15 protein-coding genes and 1 pseudogene are annotated in these 19,594 nt (G+C 67.9%); 9 read left to right on the forward strand and 7 right to left on the reverse strand.

Translation table 11 applies throughout. The features are described from left to right. The first annotated feature begins 29 nt into the window (after window positions 1-29). The 3 genes from ACTIGJ_RS07450 (at window position 30) to argJ (ending at window position 5,316) form a co-directional block, all read left to right on the forward strand. Entirely contained in the window at window positions 30-959 is a 930-nt protein-coding gene (locus tag ACTIGJ_RS07450) for a M23 family metallopeptidase (RefSeq protein ID WP_439639654.1), read from the forward strand. Between the two features lie 360 nt (window positions 960-1,319). After that, on the forward strand, window positions 1,320-4,079 hold the full coding sequence (secA, locus tag ACTIGJ_RS07455; protein WP_439639655.1) for a preprotein translocase subunit SecA: 2,760 nt from the start codon (window positions 1,320-1,322) through the stop codon (window positions 4,077-4,079). 16 nt (window positions 4,080-4,095) lie between these two features. After that, on the forward strand, window positions 4,096-5,316 hold the full coding sequence (gene argJ, locus ACTIGJ_RS07460; protein WP_439639656.1) for a bifunctional glutamate N-acetyltransferase/amino-acid acetyltransferase ArgJ: 1,221 nt from the start codon (window positions 4,096-4,098) through the stop codon (window positions 5,314-5,316). Between the two features lie 51 nt (window positions 5,317-5,367). Here argJ and ACTIGJ_RS07465 read toward each other — a convergent pair whose 3' ends face one another. After that, on the reverse strand, window positions 5,368-6,081 hold the full coding sequence (locus ACTIGJ_RS07465) for a dienelactone hydrolase family protein (protein WP_439639657.1): 714 nt from the start codon (window positions 6,079-6,081) through the stop codon (window positions 5,368-5,370). Between the two features lie 143 nt (window positions 6,082-6,224). Between ACTIGJ_RS07465 and ACTIGJ_RS07470 the strand changes: the two genes are divergently transcribed. Next, window positions 6,225-7,166 (forward strand): Nudix family hydrolase, encoded by a 942-nt coding sequence (locus tag ACTIGJ_RS07470; RefSeq protein ID WP_439639658.1) that lies wholly within the window; start codon window positions 6,225-6,227, stop codon window positions 7,164-7,166. A gap of 7 nt (window positions 7,167-7,173) precedes the next feature. Here ACTIGJ_RS07470 and ACTIGJ_RS07475 read toward each other — a convergent pair whose 3' ends face one another. Continuing rightward, window positions 7,174-7,776 (reverse strand): TetR/AcrR family transcriptional regulator, encoded by a 603-nt coding sequence (locus tag ACTIGJ_RS07475; RefSeq protein WP_439639659.1) that lies wholly within the window; start codon window positions 7,774-7,776, stop codon window positions 7,174-7,176. Window positions 7,777-7,883: 107 nt separating this feature from the next. Here ACTIGJ_RS07475 and ACTIGJ_RS07480 point away from each other — a divergent pair, with 107 nt between their 5' ends. Next, entirely contained in the window at window positions 7,884-9,107 is a 1,224-nt protein-coding gene (locus ACTIGJ_RS07480; RefSeq protein WP_439639660.1) for an oxygenase MpaB family protein, read from the forward strand. Between the two features lie 25 nt (window positions 9,108-9,132). Here ACTIGJ_RS07480 and ACTIGJ_RS07485 read toward each other — a convergent pair whose 3' ends face one another. The 5 genes from ACTIGJ_RS07485 to ACTIGJ_RS07505 form a co-directional block, all read right to left on the reverse strand. After that, entirely contained in the window at window positions 9,133-9,327 is a 195-nt protein-coding gene (locus ACTIGJ_RS07485) for a DNA gyrase inhibitor YacG (RefSeq protein WP_439639661.1), read from the reverse strand. After that, window positions 9,324-10,121: a cell division protein ZapD gene (gene zapD, locus ACTIGJ_RS07490; protein WP_439639662.1), complete on the reverse strand. Its 798-nt coding sequence runs from the start codon at window positions 10,119-10,121 to the stop codon at window positions 9,324-9,326. The genes ACTIGJ_RS07485 and zapD overlap by 4 nt, the downstream gene beginning before the upstream one ends. Before the next feature lie 75 nt (window positions 10,122-10,196). Beyond that, on the reverse strand, window positions 10,197-10,802 hold the full coding sequence (gene coaE / locus ACTIGJ_RS07495; RefSeq protein ID WP_439639663.1) for a dephospho-CoA kinase: 606 nt from the start codon (window positions 10,800-10,802) through the stop codon (window positions 10,197-10,199). Between the two features lies 1 nt (window position 10,803). Beyond that, a complete protein-coding gene (locus ACTIGJ_RS07500; protein WP_439639664.1) occupies window positions 10,804-11,673 on the reverse strand; it encodes a prepilin peptidase in 870 nt (289 codons plus the stop codon). Window positions 11,674-11,765: 92 nt separating this feature from the next. Continuing rightward, the gene (locus tag ACTIGJ_RS07505) at window positions 11,766-12,530 is read right to left on the reverse strand and encodes a GntR family transcriptional regulator (protein ID WP_439639665.1); all 765 of its coding nucleotides are present in this window, start codon (window positions 12,528-12,530) and stop codon (window positions 11,766-11,768) included. 624 nt (window positions 12,531-13,154) lie between these two features. Between ACTIGJ_RS07505 and ACTIGJ_RS07510 the strand changes: the two genes are divergently transcribed. The 4 genes and pseudogenes from ACTIGJ_RS07510 to ACTIGJ_RS07525 all read left to right on the forward strand — a co-directional run. Continuing rightward, entirely contained in the window at window positions 13,155-14,132 is a 978-nt protein-coding gene (locus tag ACTIGJ_RS07510; RefSeq protein ID WP_439639666.1) for a WD40/YVTN/BNR-like repeat-containing protein, read from the forward strand. Continuing rightward, window positions 14,129-16,534, forward strand: coding sequence for an efflux RND transporter permease subunit (locus ACTIGJ_RS07515; RefSeq protein ID WP_439639667.1), 2,406 nt, complete (start codon window positions 14,129-14,131; stop codon window positions 16,532-16,534). The genes ACTIGJ_RS07510 and ACTIGJ_RS07515 overlap by 4 nt, the downstream gene beginning before the upstream one ends. Window positions 16,535-16,611: 77 nt before the next feature. Further along, window positions 16,612-18,603, forward strand: a complete 1,992-nt coding sequence (locus ACTIGJ_RS07520; protein WP_439639668.1) for a DUF1302 family protein — start codon at window positions 16,612-16,614, stop codon at window positions 18,601-18,603. 29 nt (window positions 18,604-18,632) lie between these two features. Then, window positions 18,633-19,520, forward strand: a pseudogene (locus ACTIGJ_RS07525) (DUF1329 domain-containing protein); the annotation flags it as partial. Window positions 19,521-19,594: the final 74 nt, after the last annotated feature.

The raw sequence follows: 19,594 nt of genomic DNA on the forward strand, positions 1-19,594 counted from the left end.
GCGGGCCGTAATCGTGGATGAAGCGTGGCATGGATATTATCCTCGTCAGCCATAGCCGGGGTCGGACCTGGCGGCTGAGACTCGACCCGAACAGGGTGCTGACCTGGCTGCCGCTGGCGGTTGCCGGTCTGGCCTTGCTGGGCCTGAGCTTTTTCGCCGGCATGAGCCTGCGCTCCGATCGCGGCCTGCTGCCGAAGCAGGTGGTCGGCGCCTGGGACGAGGCGTTTTCCCAACAGCGCGAGGAATTGGCGCAGGCCCGGGCCAAGGCCGAGGAAGACGCCAGTGCGCTGGCGCGCCGCATCGCCCAGCTGCAGGCTCACGTGATCCGGCTCGACGCTGCTGGTGCCCGCCTGACGCAGATCGCCAACATCGATCCGGGTGAATTCAATTTCGAGCAGCCGCCACCGGTCGGTGGCCCGGAAACCGAGGCTTCCGGCTCGCCGGCCGTGCTGGCCGACGTCATCGGCTCGCTGGATCGCCTGCAGACGCTGCTGGGTGACCGCGAGCGGCAGATGCGGGTGCTCGAAGATCTGCTGCTGGCCAGCCGCATGCAGCGCGAGGTCAAGCCGAGCGGCTGGCCAGTCGACGCCGGCTACATCACCTCCGGCTACGGCAGCCGCACCGATCCGTTCACCGGCCTGCGGACCACGCATCCGGGTATCGATTTCGCGGCCGCCGAAGGCACCCCGGTGATGGCGGTGGCCAGCGGCATCGTCACCGCCGCGCAAGCGGAAAACGGATACGGCCAGCTGGTCGAAATCAATCACGGCAACGGCTACCGCACCCGCTACGGTCATAACTCGAAGCTGCTGGTGAAGCCAGGGGACCGTGTGCTGAAGGGCCAGCAGATCGCGCTGATGGGGTCGACCGGCCGTTCGACCGGACCGCACGTGCACTTCGAACTGGTGCTGAACGGCAATACCGTGAACCCGGCGCAGTACCTCGACGCGGCGCACTGAGCTGCCTGAACGGAGCTGTCTGACAGGCGGTTTCGCGCTCAAGAACGCGAAGACGCGGGAACGGCACGGAAGCCGGCTGGGCGCGAACAAATCTTGAGAGAAGAAACGTCCCTGCAGATGCCGTGATTGCAGCCGACCTCTTCGCTCCCGGCCCGGCCTTCGTTGCTGCGCGGGTCCGACACGTTTTTCCTGCCCGGCGTTTCTCGGCGTGCTCGCGATCTTTGCCGGAGACGAGCCTTTCCGCCCCGGACGCGCGCTATTGAAAGCGAAACAGCCGCGCCAAAGCTCTGAGGCATAATCGACGCCTTTCGTTTGAACCGGGCGGCTTTTCGCCCGCGCTGCACTCAGACTTCGGAACCCATGTTCAACAACTTTCTGGCGCGCGTCTTCGGCAGCCGCAATCAACGCATCGTCAAGCGCCTCAGTGCCGTGGTCAGCGTGGTCAACGCGCTGGAGCCGAAGTACGCCGCGATGTCGGACGAGGAACTGAGCCGCCAGACCGTGGTGCTGCGCGAGCGACTGGCCAAGGGCGAAACGCTGGACGATCTCCGCGCCGATGCCTTCGCGGTGGTTCGCGAAGCCGGCAAGCGGGTCATGAACATGCGTCATTTCGACGTGCAGCTGATCGGCGGCGCCGCGCTGCACGAAGGCAAGATCGCCGAGATGCGCACCGGCGAAGGCAAGACGCTGGTCGCCACCCTGCCGACCTACCTCAACGCGCTGTCGGGGCGCGGCGTGCACGTGGTCACCGTCAACGACTATCTGGCCCGCCGCGATGCCGAATGGATGGGCCGCATCTTCCGCTTCCTCGGCATGAGTGTCGGGGTGGTCGTGTCCGGCCAGAGCACCGAGGAAAAGCGCGCCGCCTACGCCTGCGACATCACCTACGGCCAGAACAATGAGTTCGGCTTCGACTACCTGCGCGACAACATGGCCTTCTCGCTCGACGAGAAGGTGCAGCGCGGCCTGAACTACGCGGTGATCGACGAAGTCGACTCGATCCTGATCGACGAGGCGCGCACGCCGCTGATCATTTCCGGCCCGACCGATGACGACCCGGAACTTTGGCGCAAGCTCAACGCGCTGATCCCGAAGCTCAAGCGGCAGAAGGACGAGGAAGATCCAGAAGGCGATTTCCACGTCGAGGAGAAGGGCAAGCAGGTGCATCTGTCCGAGGCGGGCCACGAGCACGTCGAGGATCTGCTGCGCGCCGCCGGCCTGCTGGGCGAAGACGAAAGCCTGTACGACGCCAGCCGCATCGTGCTGGTCCACCACCTGAACGCGCTGTTGCGCGCTCACCACCTGTACCGCAAGGATGTCGAATACATCGTCCGCGGCGGCCAGGTGGTGATCATCGACGAGTTCACCGGCCGCATGATGTCCGGCCGCCGCTGGTCCGATGGTCTGCACCAGGCCGTGGAAGCGAAGGAAGGCGTGCAGATCCAGCAGGAAAGCCAGACGCTTGCCTCAATCACGTTCCAGAACTACTTCCGGCTGTACGCGAAGCTGTCCGGCATGACCGGCACCGCCGACACCGAAGCCTTCGAGTTCCAGAGCATCTACAACCTGGAAGTCGTGGTCATTCCGACCAACCGGCCGATGATCCGCGACGACCGCGGCGACCTGATCTACATCGGCGCCAAGGGCAAGTTCGATGCGGTGATCAAGGACATCGAGGAAGTGCATGCCAAGGGCCAGCCGATCCTGGTCGGCACGGCCAGCATCGAAACTTCCGAACTGCTGTCCGGTCTGCTGACGCAAAAGGGCATCGCCCACGAGGTGCTGAACGCCAAGCAGCACGAGCGCGAAGCGGAAATCGTCGCCCAGGCCGGCCGCGCCGGCGCCGTGACGATCGCCACCAACATGGCCGGCCGCGGCACCGACATCGTGCTCGGCGGCTCGCTGGAAGCCGAGCTGCACGCGATTGCGGAAGACGATGTCGCCGCCCGCGACGCGGCGCGTACCGCCTGGAAGCAGCGTCACGAGCAGGTCAAGGCCGCCGGCGGCCTGTACGTGATCGGCTCCGAACGCCACGAATCGCGGCGCATCGACAACCAGCTGCGCGGCCGCTCCGGCCGTCAAGGCGATCCGGGCGCCACCCGCTTCTACCTGTCGCTCGACGACACTCTGATGCGCATCTTCGCGCCGCCGTCGATGCGGGGCCTGCTGCAGCGCCTCGGCATGCAGGAAGGCGAGGCGCTGGAAGCGCGCATGGTGACGCGCTCGATCGAGACCGCGCAGCGCAAGGTCGAAGCGCACAACTTCGATATCCGCAAGAACCTGCTCGAGTACGACAACGTCGCCAACGACCAGCGCAAGGCGATCTACGAGCTGCGCGACGAGCTGATGGGCGCCACCGTCGTCACGCCGATGATCGACGACATCCGCAACGATGTCGTCGCCGCCGTGGTCGCCGCCCATGTGCCGCCGCAGAGCCCGGAAGAGCTGTGGACGCTCGACGGCCTGGAGGAAGCGCTGCGCAAGGATTTCGCGCTGGCGCTGCCGATCCGCGAATGGGTCGAGCAGGACAACCAGATCGACGACAAGAAGATCACCGCGAAGATCGTCGAAGCCCTGGCGCTGACCTATGCCGACAAGAAGGCCAAGATCGGCGATCAGGTGCTGGAATCGTTCGAGCGCGAAACCCTGCTGCGGGTGATCGACACCTACTGGCGCGAGCATCTGGCGGCGATGGACTACCTGCGGCTCGGCATCCACCTCAGAGGCTATGCGCAGAAGGACCCGAAGCAGGAGTACAAGCGCGAAGCCTTCACGATGTTCAACGACATGCTGGCCCGCTTCAAGCACGAGGTGATCTCGCGGCTGTCGCGCATCCAGATCCTGACCGAAGCCGAAGTGCAGGCGCTGGAAGAGGCGCGCCGCAATGCCGCGCGGCCGATGGAATTCCAGCATGCCGATGCCCAGTCGGCGGTTGCCGAGGCGGTGCCGGAACTGGCGCCGCCGCCCCCGCCTCCGCCGGCGGGTCGGCCGCTGGCACCACCGCCGGCCATGAGCCGCCCGGTTGCGCCGGGCGGCGAGTTCGCCAAGGTCGGCCGCAACGATCCCTGCCCCTGCGGTTCCGGCAAGAAATTCAAGCAGTGCCACGGCGCACTGGTCTGATTCCAGGAGCGTTCCGATGCCCGTCAATCTCGAAGCCCCCGGCGCGCTGGCGCCGGTTGCCGGTGTTCGTCTCGGCTCCGCCGAAGCGGCGATCAAGAAACCCGGCCGCCAGGACCTGTTGGTGATCGAACTGGCGCCCGGTTCTCGGGTTGCCGGCGTGTTCACCCAGAACGCCTTTTGCGCAGCGCCGGTGCAGGTCTGCCGCGAACGGCTGGCGGCGACCGCGAGCATTCGCGCGCTGCTGATCAACGCGGGCAATGCCAATGCCGCGACCGGCGCGCAAGGCCTCGCCAACGCCCGCGACACCAGCGCGGCGGTGGCGGCCGCAATTGGCTGCGAGCCGTCGCAGGTGCTGCCGTTCTCTACCGGCGTGATCGGCCAGCAGCTGCCGGTGGCGCGGATGGTCGAGGCGATTCCGAAAGCAGTGGCCAATCTGCGGGCCGATGCCTGGAATGCGGCGGCGCGCGCGATCATGACCACCGACACGGTGCCGAAGGGCGCCTCGCGCACGGTGGCGACCTCGCAGGGGCCGGTCACGGTTACCGGCATCGCCAAGGGCGTCGGCATGATCTATCCGAACATGGCGACCCTGCTGGCCTACGTCGGCACCGACGCACGCCTGACGGCCGAGGCCACCGACCGGCTGCTGAAGTCGGCGGTCGCCGCCTCGTTCAACAGCGCCACGGTCGACGGCGACACCTCGACCAATGATTCCTGCGTGCTGTTCGCGACCGCCCAGGTCGGCAGCACCGATGTCGACAGCGCGCACCGCGATTTCCCGCTGATCGCCGAAGCGGTCACCGAGGTCTGCATCGAGCTGGCGCAGGCGATCGTCCGCGACGGCGAAGGCGCGACCCGCTTCATCACCGTCGACGTCGAAGCGGCCGGCACCGTGGAGGAAGCGCGGCTGGTCGCGTATTCGATCGCCCACTCGCCGCTGGTCAAGACCGCGATGTTCGCTGGCGACGCCAACTGGGGCCGCCTGGCGATGGCGATCGGCAAGGCCGGCGTGCCGGGCCTCGATCCGGCCAAGGTCGACCTGTGGCTCGATGACGTGCGCCTGCTCGACGGCGGCGAGCCGCATCCCGCGTACCACGAGGATCTCGGTGCTGCGGTGGTTGCCAAGCCCGAGTTCACCATCCGCGTGGCGCTGGGCCGCGGCACCGCGAAGACGCGGGTCTGGACCTGCGACTTCAGCTACGACTACGTCAAGATCAACGCCGAATACCGGACCTGAAGCCGGGCCTTGCGGCCGGTCGGCACCGTTGCCGACCGGCCGCCGAATCCATCAGGCCAGCACTTCGCTGAGGAAATTCCGCAGCGCGGTCTGCGAACGCGCTTCTGCCACGACATCGTGCGCGGCAACGCCCGGCATGCTGGCGCCGGGCACCGCGAAGGCATGCAGGATCTTGCCGTAGGCGTGCAGCTGCCAGTCGCCGCCCGCCGCGTTCATTTCGTTGCGGAAGGCGATCACGTCCTCGAACGGCGCCAGCGGGTCGGCGTCGCCGTGCAGCACCAGTACCTTGGCGCTGATCGTCTGCTTCGGCAGGTCGTGACCCTTGAGCAGGCCGTGGAAGCTGACCACGCCGCGCACATCGGCGCCGCTGCGGGCGAGATCGAGCACGCACAGGCCGCCGAAGCAGAAGCCGAACGCGGCGATCCGCGTGGCATCGACTTCCGGCAAGCTGCGCAGCGTGGTGAGGGCGGCGGTGATGCGGCGAGCCAGCAGGGCGCGGTCCTCGATGAACGGCGTCATCAGCGCCTGGCATTCCTCGACGCCGTTGCCGCGGCGGCCGTCGCCGTAGATGTCCAGCGCGAAGCCGACATAGCCGAGCTTCGCCATGTTTTCCGCCTGCTGGTTGGCGAAATCGTCGCGGCCGCCCCAGGCGTGGCTGACCAGCACGCCGGGACGCGGAGCGTTGCTGCTGTCGTCGAAATAGACGCGGCCGCGCAGGCGGGTGTCCTGATCCAGGTAGTCGACGCGACGAGTGACGATGGCCATGCGGGTGTTTCTCCTGAACGGTGGAATCTTGTGAGCGATGCAATGAAGCGGAAGGCGCGCGGTGGGCGCAGCGCATCGTGCCGGCGCGATTGTGACCGCAGTGCGCCCGGCCTTGCGACCGGGATGCGCGGGGCGGGCAGGCGATGAGCGCGGTGCCGCTGATTCCGGTCGCCTGCGGCGTGCTGATCGACGGCGAGGGCCGGCTGCTGATCGCCCAGCGGCCGGCCGGCAAGATCGCCGCCGGCAAGTGGGAGTTCCCGGGCGGCAAGATCGAGCCCGGCGAGACCGCGCTCGAAGCGCTGTGCCGCGAGCTGCACGAGGAGCTGGGCGTCACCCTGCGCCGCGCCCGGCCGCTGCTGCGCTTCCGTCATGACTACCGCGATCGGCACGTCGTGCTCGACACCTGGTGCGTCGAGACCTGGGACGGCGCGCCGGCCCCGCGCGAGCAGCAGGCTTTCGCATGGCGGGCGGTCGACGATGTCGCCGACCTTGATCTGCTGCCGACCGTCACGCCGATCCTCAAGGCGCTGCGGCTGCCGCCGCAGTACGTGTTCACGCCGCCCGACGCGACGCTGTTCGAACTGCTGACCGGCCTGCCGAGCTTGCCGCGCGGGGCGCTGCTGCGGCTGCGCCAGCCGGCGCTCGACGAACGCGACTACGGCGCGCTGGCCCGCAGCCTGCTGCCGGCCGTGCGGGCGGCCGGCTTGCGGCTGATCGTCGACCGCGATCCCGGCCTGGTCGCTGCCATCGGCGCTGACGGCTGGCATGCCACCAGCGTGGCGCTGAAGCGCTATGGCGGCCGGCCGATCGCGGCCGATCGCTGGTTCGGCGCGTCGGTCCATTCGGCCGAGGAACTGCGCGCGGCGCAGTACGTGGATGCCGATTTCGCGGTGCTCGGCCCGGTCTTCGAGACCGCGACCCATCCCGGCGCGCCGGGCATCGGCTGGGCAGGCTTCGTCGCGCGGCGCGGCGAGGCGGCGCTGCCGGTCTACGCGCTGGGCGGGCTCGGCAGCGGCGACCTGGCGGATGCCCAGCGCCACGGCGCCCAGGGCATTGCCGCGATCAGCGCCTTCTGGCCGCGCTGATCGCCGGTCAGCGCGGCGCGGTGATCAGCCGCGCCGCCATCGCCGCCAGCTCCTCGATCAGCTCCTCGCGCTGGAACATCGCCGGCGACGGCAGGCTCAGATAGCGCAGCAGGGTGAAGACGATGCTGTTGATCAGGATGAAGGCCCGGGCCGGCGAGGGATCGACCGCGTGTTCGCGCAGCTGCGCAAGCGCGTAGGCCCGAAGCAGATCGAGCATGCGGCTTTCGAAGCGATGCAGGCCGCGGGCGATGTCGAGCCGGTGCCAGTGGCGCATCAGCTCGCGCGCCAGGCCCTGGCGTGCCTCGAAGACGTCGAACGCCGCTGTCAGCAGCGCCCGCGCGAAGCGCTGCGGATCGGCACCGACGTTCTGCGCGGCGACCCGGTCGACGGCGGCGATCAGGTCGCTGTTGACCCGGTCCATGAGGGCCGCGACCAGCGTGTTCTTGTTGTCGAAGTACTGGTACAGCGAACCGACGCTGACCCCGGCGCGGGCCGCGACCCGCACCGTGGTCAGGGCTTCCAGCCCGTCGCGGGCGACGATGTCGCCAGCGGCGTCGATCAGGCTGTCGACGAGCACGCGGGCGCGCTGCTGGATCGGTTTCTTGCGCATGGACAGGCGTTGAACGGGAGACGAACGGGACGCGAGGGAAACGCGGATTGAATGCGAATAAACATTCGCAATAGGGTGCGCGTCAAGCCCTCACCCTTGCATCCGCCATGACCCAGACCGCGCCCGGCTTCATTCCGTCCCGCCACCGCCGCAGCGAACACATCGACGCCGTGCTCGGCCGCCTCGGCCGGATCATGCCGGCGATCGAATCGCCGGACGCCGAGCGCTGGCATCAGATCGGCATCGCGCTGATGCAGGGCGACATGGCGATGGACGCGCTGCTGGCGGCGATGAGCCAGCACGGCATGCGCGAGGCCCGCCAGCAGTTCGAGGCGGCGCTGGCGCATGGCATCGACGCGGTGCCGGACGCACTGCCGGAACTGCGCCGCTTCATCGCCGAGGTGTCGACGCCGCCGGCCTGGCTGGATCGCGCCCGCGTCGAGCGCGGCGCCGAACTGTTCCGCCGCTGCGGCAAGACCGCGTTCCATGTCGGCCGCAATGTCGCGCTGCTCGGCGGCTACCAGGCCTCGGCGTTCAACCGCACCCTGATCCTGACCGGTGCGCTGCAGAAAGGCCCGACCCGGCGGCTGGCGGAAACCGTGCAGTGGAAGCTCGACTGCACCGTGGCCGGCGGGCTGGAACCGCATGCCATCGGCTGGCGTTCGACCCTGATGGTCCGCTTCATCCACGCGCTGGTGCGGCGCACCGTGGCTGCGCGACCGGACTGGCAGCTCGAGGACTGGGGCCTGCCGATCAACCAGGCCGACATGGGCGCCACGCTGTACGGCTCGCTGCTGGTGCCGGTACTCGGCAGCCGCCTGCTGGGCATGCCGCAGACCCGCCGCGAGCGCGACGACGCGGCCCATCTGGTGCGCTATGTCGGCTGGCTGATCGGGGTCGACGAGCACTGGCTGGCCGATACCGAAGCCGGCGGTGCCGCGCAGTTGCTGCAGTTCCTGCTGAGCCTGACCAACCCCGACGAAACCAGCCCGATGATGGCGCAGCCGCTGGCCTACGAGCCGCTGAGCCGCGAGTACCCGAACTTCGGCTGGCTGCGCGGCCGCTACGAGTACGCGAAGAACCTGTCGATCAGCCGCGCCTTCCTGGGCGCCGAGGCGATGCAGCGGCTCGGTGTTCCGACCCGGATGCTGCCCTGGTATCCGCTGCTGGCGATCCCGCGAAACCTGGCGCGCCACAGCCTGAGCCGGCTGTTGCCGGGTGGTCGCCGGCGCGCTGCCGAGCGCGGCCGGGCCGAACAGGAAGCCAATGTCCGATCGATGGTGATGCAGCGGGGCGTGGCGGTCGGGGCGTCGCTGAACGCGCCGCACTGACGCCCTGGGCGGGTCTTGACTCGCTTCAGGCGTCGTCGTCGAACGAAGCGGGATCCGGCTCGACCGGTATCGCGTGCCGGCCGTCGAACCAGGCGCCGAGGTCGAGCAGCTTGCAGCGCTCGCTGCAGAACGGCCGGAACGGGTTGCGCTCGTCCAGCCGGCTGGAGGTGCCGCACTTCGGGCAGCGGGCGATGCGGACCGACGGACTGCTGCTGCTCATGCCGGCTCAGCGTGGCTGCCGGCCAGCGTGCAGCACTGCAGGTGGAAGGTGATGTCGTCGGCGGTCTGCACGTTGCGCTGGTTGACGTCGCCCAGCCGCATGAAGCGGAAGCTGAAGCGGTGCTTGCCGGCGCTGATCTCGGGGTAGACGTCGGCGTCCGGCGGAACATGGACCCGCAGCAGCGGGAACACGCCCTGCGGCACATGCAGGTGCACGCCGCCTTCGGCGACATGCTCCGATGCGGCCGTGGAATCGCGCAGCAGGTGCAGGTACAGGCCGATCGCCGCCTGGTACGGCCGCAGCAGCGAGAACCAGCGCGACAGATCGCGCTCGGTGTTCGCGTACGGCCGCGACAGCCAGCGGTGAAAGGCCGGCAGGTCGAACATGCAGGTGCCGCCGGGAATGCCGCTGCGGTTCAGCACCGAGAACAGGAACTCGTTGTCGCGCAGCACCGTCGACGGATGTGCGCCGGAGGCATGCAGGGTAGCCAGCACGCCAGTGATCTCGGCAAGCACCGAATCAAGCTTGGCGCGATCGCATTCCGGGCGGCTGCGCAGCCGGTTGAGCAGGCTGCGCTGCTCGGTCAGGTCGCGGATCAGCTCGGTGCGGAGATCGCTGCGGCCGATCACCGACAGGATGTCGAGCAGCGTCTGCAGGCCGGCGCGGATGCCCCAGACGGTGGCGTCGGCAGCGTGGTGCGCATACTCGGCGAACAGGAATTCGAGGCGCAGCAGCGACCGCGTCCGCTCATTGAGCGGTTGCTCGAAGCTGACCCATTCAGGGGAACGGTCCATCGAAACCTGATCGCCGACACCAATCGCGATTGTGACCCGCGTCACGCCACGCGGGCAAACCTTTTGCGTCAGATATCAGACGCTTTCCGCAAGCCGGATGAACATCCGGTGCAGCCGAGCCACCTGCGCTTCGACCGCCTGGGTGTCGTCGCGATTGTCGATCACGTCATGCGCGGCATCGAGGCGTCGCTCGCGGCTGGCCTGCGCGGCGATCATCTGCCGGGCCAGGGTTTCGCTGGCGGCGTCGCGGGCCGTCAGCCGGCGCAGCTGCACCGCTTCCGGCGCGTCGACCAGCAGCACGCGGTCGACCAGCGCGGTCATGCCGGCCTCGATCAGGATCGCCGCCGAGTAGATGCAGTACGGCGCGGTCTGCGCGGCGCGCCAGTCGGCAACCCGCTGGCGGATGGCCGGATGGGTGATCGCCTCCAGCGCTTTCAGCTGCGCCGGATCGCCGAATACCACTTCGCGCAGCGCCCGGCGGTTCAGCGTGCCGTCGTCGTTGAGCATCGCGGTGCCGAAGCGTTCGGCGATCGCGGCCAGCGCCGGCGACGGCGGCGCCACCACTTCGCGGGCGACGTCGTCGGCTTCCAGCAGCGGCACGCCGAGCGCGATGAAGGCTTTCGCGACGTGGCTCTTGCCGCTGGCGATGCCGCCAGTCAAACCGATGGTCAGCACGCCCATGTCAGCGCCCGGTGACCATGCCGGACAGCTGATCGCCCCAGATCAGCATCAGCCAGCCGGCACCGGCCAGGTAGGGGCCGAACGGGATCGGCACGTTGCGATCGTGCTTGCGGAACACGATCAGGCTTAAGCCCACCAGCGCGCCGACCAGCGATGACAGAAGCAGCATCAGCGGCAGCGCCGCCGCGCCGAACCAGGCACCGAGTGCGGCCATCAGCTTGAAATCGCCGTAGCCCATGCCGTGCTTGCCGGTCGCGATGCGGAACAGGTGGTAGATCGACCACAGGCTCAGATAGCCGGCGATCGCGCCCCAGATGCTGGCGCTCATGCCGACGAACAGGCCGACCGTGCTGGCGGCCAGACCGATCCACATCAGCGGCAAGGTGAGGTCGTCGGGTAACAGGGTTTCGCGCAGGTCGATCACGGTCAGCGCGATCAGCATCCAGCTGAACAGCAGCGCTGCGGCGAGCTGCAGCGACCAGCCGAAGCGCCAGACGCAGACCGCCGACACCGCCGCGCTGAGCAGCTCGACCAATGGATACTGGATCGAGATTGCGGTCCGGCAGCTGGCGCAGCGGCCGCGCAGCGCCAGCCAGGACAGCACCGGAATGTTCTGCCACGGCCGGATCGCCGCGCCGCAGCCGGGGCAGCAGGACGCGGGGGAGGTCAGCGACAGCTTTCGCTCCGGAGGCGCGTCGGCGGCCTGCAGGTCGAGCAGCTCGCGCGCTTCCGCCTGCCAGCCGGCTTCCAGCATGCGCGGCAGGCGCAGGATCACCACGTTCAGGAAGCTGCCGACCAGCAGGCCGAGCGCGGCGGTGGCGATGCCGAGGAACAGCGGGTCGGCGGCAAGCGCGTCGATCAGGGCGGTCATGCGGCGGGCGGCCAAGGATGGAGGACGCCGATCGTAACCGCTTGGCCGGCGTCGCCGGCACGCTGACAGGATCTGCGGCAGCGGCCTGCGTGTCAGCCGGCGACGCTGCGGTCGAGGCCCGCGCTCCGGCTCGTCGGCCGCCGCACGAAGGTGTCGGGCGGCGCCGAGCGCACCGCGTCCAGGGTCAGCGCGATGTGGCGGGTGATCAGCTGCAGTGCGCGGTCGGTATCGCGGGCGATGGTGGCCTGCATGATCGCCTCGTGTTCGTGATGGACGTTGCGCGGGATCGGCCGGTTCTGCAGCGTGTAGCGGCGGTAGCGCTCGGACTGCTGGTAGAGGATGCCGAGGAAATGCAGCGTCCAGGCGGACGGACAGGCCGCCAGCAGGCTGCGGTGGAAGGCCCGGTTGCGTTCCTCCCATTCGCGCACCGTGTCCAGCGAAGGTTGTTCGTCGAGCTTGTCCTGAGCCCGGCCCAGCCGGTGGAAGCTGGCCATGATCTGGCCTTCCCAGGCGTCGTCGCCATGCAGGATCGACAGCCGCAGCGCCTCGCACTCGAGGTTGATCCGGGTCCGGGTCAGGTCCTCGAAATCGGCCAGCGACAACGCGGCCACGCTGAAGCCGCGCTGGCCCTGCGCCACCACCAGCGTCTCGGCGGCCAGCCGCGCCAGCGCTTCGCGCAAGGTGCCGGCGCCGACCTCGTAGCGATCCTTCAGGTGCTCCACGCGCAGCTTTTCGCCTGGCGCGTAATGGCCGGCCACGATGTCCTGGCGCAGGCGCTGGCAGGCCGCCTCGATCAGCGTGCGCGGCGCGTCATCGGCCGCCGCACCGTCGTGTCCCGACCAGATGATGTCCGGCATGTCGGCCGCCCGCTCCTTTCGCAATGGGAATCCGGCCCCCAGGCCGGCAAACGAATGTTACCGCACGGCAAGACGGGATTCGGAAAAATCTCGAGAAAACATATTGACCTCGATATAAACGGAAAATACGATATTTCCAAGGGCTCGCTGCTTTCGGTGCTGTCGTGCGGAGGCGATCACGCCGCTGCGCTGCCAGCGCTGCCGGAAGCTGCACGCTTGCCATGTCCGTGCGCTGTGCAAGGCGTGCAGATCGACTGTGCATCTGACCAGATGCGATACGGTAGATGTCGTTGCGATACGGATTCCGTATCGCAAAAACGAGTCAAAAGTATTGGAACTGCGGGGGGCGAGACGCCAGTCTTCGCCGACGCAAAAAGGGCCCGACGAGGCTCGCGATTCGGGAGCAAGCGCGCAGGCAGGAAGGGGATCCGGCGGGGTGCCGCCAGCGGTTCTGCGGCATCGGCGAACGGCGATCCGGCCCGTTCGCAGGCCCACCTGCACCGCCACGGCCCTCCAGCCACGCCGCCTGCCGGCGCTCCCGAATGACGCAACAACCAGTGCCGGTCGTCGGTCGCGGTCCGCGACGGACGACCGAAAACCATGATGTGTGGAGGAGCGTGACCGATGACCAGAACCAAGACCGCGCTCAGCGCGGCGACCCTGCTGCTGGGCGCAGCAGGCTGCGTGCAGCCGCCTGATCTGTCGGCGGTCCGCGCCGAACGCGACAAGGCCGTGCAGCGCAGCGACAACTTCCAGGCGGCTGCCGGCAACGGCCAGCAGCTGGTCTCCGCCGGTGGTGGCGGGGTGCTGGTGACTTCGCGCGACGGCGGTCGCCACTGGCAGCGCGAGCAACTGCCGATGCCGGCCTCGGTGGTGGCGATGAGCGCCTGCCCGGATGGCCGCTTCGCGGCGCTCGATTTCTACCGCAAGGTCTGGATCGGCGATACCCAGGCCACGAACTGGACGCCGCGGCCGATCGAGGGCGATTTCAACCCGATCGATATCGATTGCGATCCGAAGAACCGCCTGTGGGTGGTCGGCAGCTATTCGACCGTGCTGATGAGCGCCGATGCCGGCCAGACCTGGAATGCCCAGCCGCCTGGCGAGGACGCGATCCTCACCACCGTGCAGTTCGTCGATGCCGACCACGGTTACATCGCCGGCGAGTTCGGCACCCTGCTGAAAACCGCTGACGGCGGGGCCAGCTGGACCCGGCAGGCCGGCCTGCCGGAGGCGTTCTACCCGTACGCGATGCGCTTCCGTGACGCCAGCACCGGCTGGGTCAGCGGCCTGGCCGGCGCCATCCTGCAGACGGTCGACGGCGGCGCGACCTGGACCGCGCAGGACAACCCGGGCGCGGCACCGGTCTACGCACTGCAGGCCGTGGGCGGCGCGATGTACGGCGTCGGCGGTGGCGGCCGGGTGCTGCGGCTTGACGGCAACCGCTGGACCGCACTCGACGGCACGCCACCGTTCCCGGCCGATCTTGCCGCCGGCGCGGCGCTGGAGCCGCAGGCCCTGCTGGTGGCGGGCGCCGCCGGTGCGCTGCAGGTGGTGGAGCTTGCGCCCCGGGTCGCCGCCGTGACCGGAGGCCAGCCATGAGCCTGCGCGCCCGCGTCACCGCCGCGCTGCAGCGTGGCGAAGGCTGGATCTTTGCTCACCCCGGTGCCGTGCTGATCGGCATCTTCGCGACCACGCTGCTGTTCGCGACCCAGGTGCCGTCGCTCAAGATCCTGACCGACTTCAACGACCTGCTGCCGCAGCATCACCCGTATATCCAGACCTACAACCGCATCAAGGAAAACTTCGGCGGCGCCAACCAGGTGGTGATGGCGATCGAGGTGCCGGCCGATGGCTCGGCCGGGCCGGACATCTTCAACGACAAGACGCTGGCGCTGGTCCACGAGGCCACCCAGGGCATCGACACGCTGCCGAGCATCAACCACAACCTGATCTCCAGCCTCACCCATCGCACGGTGCGCAAGGTGTTCGTGCGCGAGGACGGCGGCTTCGGCTCGCAGCCCTACTACGACGCCCAGAAGCCCGAGCACACGCCCGAACAGCTGGCCCAGCTGCGCAAGGACGTGCTGGCCAATCCGCAGGTCTATGGCCTGCTGGTGTCGCCGGACCGCAAGGCGGCGCTGATCAAGGGGCAGCTCAATGAAGGTGCGATCGACTACGCCGCAACCTTCGCCGAACTGCAGAAGCTGCGTGCCGCCGTGACCCGCGACGGCCACCAGGTCTACATCACCGGCAACCCGGTGCTGACTGGCTACGTCTACACCTACCTGAACCAGATCGTCGGCATCCTGTTCTGGACCTTGGCGCTGCTGGCGACCCTGCTGGTCGTCTATTTCCGGCGCCTTTACGGCATTGCCCTGCCGCTGCTCGGCATCTCGCTGTCGTCGCTGTGGGGGCTCGGCTTCATGGCCTGGCTCGGCTTCAACCTGGAGCCGCTGTCGATGCCGATCCCGTTCCTGATCGCCGCAAGAGCGATGTCGCACGGCGTGCAGCTGGTGGCGCGCTACTACGAGGAACTGGCGGTCACCCACAACGGCAAGCAGGCGGCGCGCAACGCGCTCGATGCCCTGTTCCGTCCCGGGTCGCTGGCGATCATCGTCGACGCCGTCTGCATCGCCGTGATGATGCTCGGCGCCGCACCGTTCAACTGGAAGCTTGGCGTGTCGGCCGGCTTCTGGGCGTTCTCGGTGATCTTCACCGTGCACTTCATGATTCCGCTGGCGCTGACCCTGCTGCCGCAGCCCAAGGACATGGCCAACAAGAACCAGGGCGTGCGTTCGGCGCTTGGCCGCTTCATGGCCGCCACCGGCGGCAAGCCGAGCGGCGCCGTCGCCATCCTCGGCATCACCGCGCTGCTGGTGATCGCCGGCACGCCGCTGGCGCTGACGGTAAAGATCGGCGAATCCGAACCCGGCTCGCCGATCCTGCATCGCGATCACGACTACAACCGCTCGACGACCGCCGTGAACCAGCTGTTCCCCGGTTCCGAGGAACTGCACATCATCGCCCGCACCACCGAGCCGGGCGGCCTCAAGCGGCCCGAGGTCATGCAGGCGATCGAGCGCTTCCAGCAGCTGATGCTGCAAGACCCGTCGCTGGGCGGCGTCAAGGCGATTCCGGCGGTGGTGCGTCAGGTCAACCGGCTGACCCACAACGACGATCCGCGCTGGGCACAGCTGCCGGACACCGCTGGCGAGATCGGCGGCCTGATGTTCGCGTACCTCGCCTCGAGCCCGATTCCCGGCGCGCTCAAGGAGTTCGTCAATGCCGACGAAACGGAGGCCGATCTGGTGTTCTTCTACAAGGACCACCAGGCCGACACCATCACCCGCGCGCTGGCGCTGGCGCAGGAATCGGCGCTGATCGCGTCGGCCGGCGTCGCCGATCTGGTGTTCGAGCCGGGCGGCGGCATCGTCGGCGTGTCGGCTGCCGCCAACGAGGCGCTGCACAGCGATCACATGATCATGGTGCCGCTGGTGATGGTCGCCGCCTTCGTGCTGGTGATGCTCTATTACCAGTCGCTGCACGCCGGCTGGCTGATGGTGCTGCCGATGCTGTTCGCCACCATCATGACCTACGCCTACATGGGCTGGGCGGGCATCGGCGTCAGCGTCAACACGGTGCCGGTGATCATGGTCGGCGTCGGGGTCGGCATCGACTACGCGGTCTATTTCATGGACCGCATCCGCGAGGAAATGGAGCAGCTCGGCGATATCCGCAAGGCGGCGATCAACGCGGTCGCCACCACCGGCTACGCGGTGAGCTTCACCGCAGTGACGCTGATCGCCGGCGTCGTGCTGTGGATCTTCATGTCCGACCTGCGCTTCCAGAGCGACGCCGCCGTCCTGCTCAGCTTCATGCTGATCGTCAACGCCGTGGCCGCGATGCTGATCGTGCCGGCCTGGTGTGTCGCGTTCCGGCCGCGCTTCGTGGTCGGCGCCCCGGAAGGCGCGGTCGGCCGGGCGGTGCCGGCAAGCCACTGAATCTGTCGTGCAGCAAGAGGCGGGCAGTGCGAGTCCCGCTGGCGGTCCCCACTAGAAATCAAGAAGAGGAGTCCACGATGAACAACAGAGACGGCCGCCGTCCGGCGGCTGCAATGGCTAGGGCGGTGGCGCTGGGGTTGGCGCTGCTGGCACCGGTCAAGGCCATTCAGGCCCAGGACGGCTGGAAAGCCGACGTGTTCTACGAGAACGACAGCCGCTATCGATTCCAGGACGCCACCGGCGGCACGGTTGGCCTGTCGAAGTTTCGCAACACGCTGCAGGCCGAAATCAGCGGCAGCGTCGCTGGTTGGCAGGTCAACAGCACGCTGCGCGGCACCTGGGACGGCGTCTACCTGATGAACGAGGACCAGTACGGCAGCCGCGCCGGCGGCCCGATCACCCTCAACTCGGTCGGCGGTCCGCCGCCGCTGCCGCACGGTGGCGGCGCGGTCAACGCGGCGGTCGTCGCCGGCGTGTTCGGCCTGCCCAACAACGCCTTCGGCTTCAACTCCACGGACCCCAATGCACCCGGCTACAACCCCAACCAGGGGTTGCGGGTGCTCGGTGACCGCTGGCATCCGGTCGGCGCCGGCGTCGCTTTCGGCGTGCCGGTGCGCCCCTGTTCGGAAGACCGCCGCGGCTGCGTCAACTTCGGCGGCTACGGCAACCTCGGCAGCGGCGACCTGGCCTGGTCCGACTTCAATCGCCGGCTCGATGCGCTGCGCGAATTCACCGTGTCCAACACGCTGCCGCTGGCCGGCGACGATCAGCTGTTCGTCAAGATCGGCCGCCAGCAGGTGGTCTGGGGCCGCACCGATCTGTTCCGCGTGCTCGACGTCATCAACCCGGTCGACTACTCGCGTAACAACATCTACGACGAGCTTGAGGACATCCGCTTCCCGATGTGGATCGCCACCGCCGAATGGCGGATGGGCGCGACCTCGTTCCTGCAGGACTCCAACCTGCAGCTGGTCTGGAACTTCGACAAGTTCCGGCCCAACAACCTCGGCCAGTGCGGCACCGCCAACACCATCCTCGACGCCGGCTGCCTGTTCCGCGGCCTGAAGAACCTCTGGGACAACGGCGGCACGGTGGCGAACTTCGCCAACGTCGGCCCTGGCGTGTTCCTGTCGACCGATTTCGGCCCGGGCCAGATCGGTATCCGCGATGTCGAACTGCCGAAGCACTCGCTGGCCAACACCCAGATCGGCGCCAAGTTCGAAGGCATCACCGCCGGTGGCCTGAGCTTCTCGCTGAACGCGCTGCACTACCGTTCGCAGCTGCCGAGCCTGCAGGGCGGCCGCGCTGCGACCAACTCGTTCACCGGTGGCCCCTGCAACAACGGCAACGACCGCTGCCCGTACCTGATCGCCTTCGACATGGTGTTCCCACGCGTCAACCTGATCGGCGGCTCGGCGGACTTCGAGCTGCAGGACCTGAAGGCAGCGGTGAGAGTCGAAGCGGCGCTGACCGATGGCGAGCAGTTCGCCAACACGCTGAAGCCGGAGCTGTATTCGGAGAACAACGTGTTCCGCTCGGTGGTCGGCATCGACCGTCCGACCTTCATCCCGTTCATCAACCCGAACCGGACGACGCTGATCTCCGCGCAGATCTTCTACCAGCACATCTTCGATCACCAGCGCAAGCGCGATTCGCTGGGCACCGCCGGCATGGCCGACTGGGAAGACAACGTCATCGGCACGCTGCTGATCAAGGCCTTCCTGGTCAACGACCGGGTCAGCCCGCAGGTGGTCACCGCCTATGACGTCGCTGCCCGCGCCGGCGTCACCGCGCCGTCGGTGGACTGGATCGTCAACGACCAGGTGAAGCTGACCATCGGCGCCAACATCAAGTGGGTGACCGGCGATCTCGACCGCTACGAAGTCGACGACTGCCGCAGCTGCAACCCGTTTGCTCCGTTCACTGCGCCGTTCGGCGATGCCGATCCGATGACCGCGTTCTCGCGCGGCCTGTCCGGCCTGGAGCCGCTCGGCCGCTTCCGCGCCGGTCCGATCGGCGCCGCGCGCAAGGAAGACGAGATCTTCGCGACGCTGCGCTACGCGTTCTGATTGCCCACCCATTTCCCGAGGAACCTGACATGACGCACCGCACCCCGTTTGCCCGCGCACTGGCGCTGGGCCTGATGCTGGCCGCCGGCAGCGCCGCTGCCGCAACCGACATCGACGCCGCCTTCAATCCCTACAAGGCCGGCGTGCCGTCGTTCCCCGGCCTGTCGGCCGGCACCGTCGTCAACAAGGACAACGTCGAGCAGTTCAAGGACGCGCTCGATGCCGCGATGTACATGCTGATCAAGAACGGCTGGACCGAGATCAAGGTCGGGCCGACGACCTCCTTCGACGTCGACAAGCACTACGTCGAGGCCACCCGCGCCAACGCCGGCAAGGCGGCGCTCGGCGGCAAGAACGGCGAGATCACCGGCTTCATCGCCGGCCGGCCGTTCCCGGAAGAGCCGTCGACCAGCGACCCGCGCGCCGGCGAGAAGATCGCCTGGAACTACAAGTACGGCGTCAACTGGGGCGACGGCGCGGCGATCTCGCCGTTCTACTGGAAGTACCGGAATCTCAATTCCGGGCAGGTCGAGCGCACGCTGAAGTTCAACTTCGGCTTCCTGAACTTCAAGCATCGCGTGCAGCACGAGCCGCTGCCGGAAGTGACGCCGAATCCGTCGGAATTCTTCCGTGGCATCTACCTGAAGGTGCTGGCGCCGCAGGATCTGAAGGACACGCAGCTGCTGATCCAGCGCTACGAGAACGACCTGAAGTTCGACGACGCCTATCTGTACCTCGGCTTCCAGCGCCGCGTGCGCCGCCTGGCTACCGGCCAGACCACCGATGCCTTCCTCGGCGCCGATCTGATGATCGAGGACTTCGAGGGTTACAACGGCCGCGTGTCCGACATGAACTGGAAGTACATCGGCACCAAGAACGTGCTGATGCCGTTCTACAACCACAACGATCTGACGCTAAGGATTCTCTGATTAACCCCCCTTGTTTGGTAAAATTTGGATATCGGAAACAGCAAGGGAATCAACGCCATGAA

Source organism: Nevskia sp. (assembly GCF_051860985.1).
Lineage (GTDB): Bacteria > Pseudomonadota > Gammaproteobacteria > Nevskiales > Nevskiaceae > Nevskia.

Coding starts and splice junctions, on each gene's coding strand:
- ACTIGJ_RS07450 (WP_439639654.1), top strand. CDS start 30: ATGGATATTATCCTCGTCAGCCATAGCCGGGGTCGGACCTGGCGGCTG.
- secA (WP_439639655.1), top strand. CDS start 1,320: ATGTTCAACAACTTTCTGGCGCGCGTCTTCGGCAGCCGCAATCAACGC.
- argJ (WP_439639656.1), top strand. CDS start 4,096: ATGCCCGTCAATCTCGAAGCCCCCGGCGCGCTGGCGCCGGTTGCCGGT.
- ACTIGJ_RS07465 (WP_439639657.1), bottom strand. CDS start 6,081: ATGGCCATCGTCACTCGTCGCGTCGACTACCTGGATCAGGACACCCGC.
- ACTIGJ_RS07470 (WP_439639658.1), top strand. CDS start 6,225: ATGAGCGCGGTGCCGCTGATTCCGGTCGCCTGCGGCGTGCTGATCGAC.
- ACTIGJ_RS07475 (WP_439639659.1), bottom strand. CDS start 7,776: ATGCGCAAGAAACCGATCCAGCAGCGCGCCCGCGTGCTCGTCGACAGC.
- ACTIGJ_RS07480 (WP_439639660.1), top strand. CDS start 7,884: ATGACCCAGACCGCGCCCGGCTTCATTCCGTCCCGCCACCGCCGCAGC.
- ACTIGJ_RS07485 (WP_439639661.1), bottom strand. CDS start 9,327: ATGAGCAGCAGCAGTCCGTCGGTCCGCATCGCCCGCTGCCCGAAGTGC.
- zapD (WP_439639662.1), bottom strand. CDS start 10,121: ATGGACCGTTCCCCTGAATGGGTCAGCTTCGAGCAACCGCTCAATGAG.
- coaE (WP_439639663.1), bottom strand. CDS start 10,802: ATGGGCGTGCTGACCATCGGTTTGACTGGCGGCATCGCCAGCGGCAAG.
- ACTIGJ_RS07500 (WP_439639664.1), bottom strand. CDS start 11,673: ATGACCGCCCTGATCGACGCGCTTGCCGCCGACCCGCTGTTCCTCGGC.
- ACTIGJ_RS07505 (WP_439639665.1), bottom strand. CDS start 12,530: ATGCCGGACATCATCTGGTCGGGACACGACGGTGCGGCGGCCGATGAC.
- ACTIGJ_RS07510 (WP_439639666.1), top strand. CDS start 13,155: ATGACCAGAACCAAGACCGCGCTCAGCGCGGCGACCCTGCTGCTGGGC.
- ACTIGJ_RS07515 (WP_439639667.1), top strand. CDS start 14,129: ATGAGCCTGCGCGCCCGCGTCACCGCCGCGCTGCAGCGTGGCGAAGGC.
- ACTIGJ_RS07520 (WP_439639668.1), top strand. CDS start 16,612: ATGAACAACAGAGACGGCCGCCGTCCGGCGGCTGCAATGGCTAGGGCG.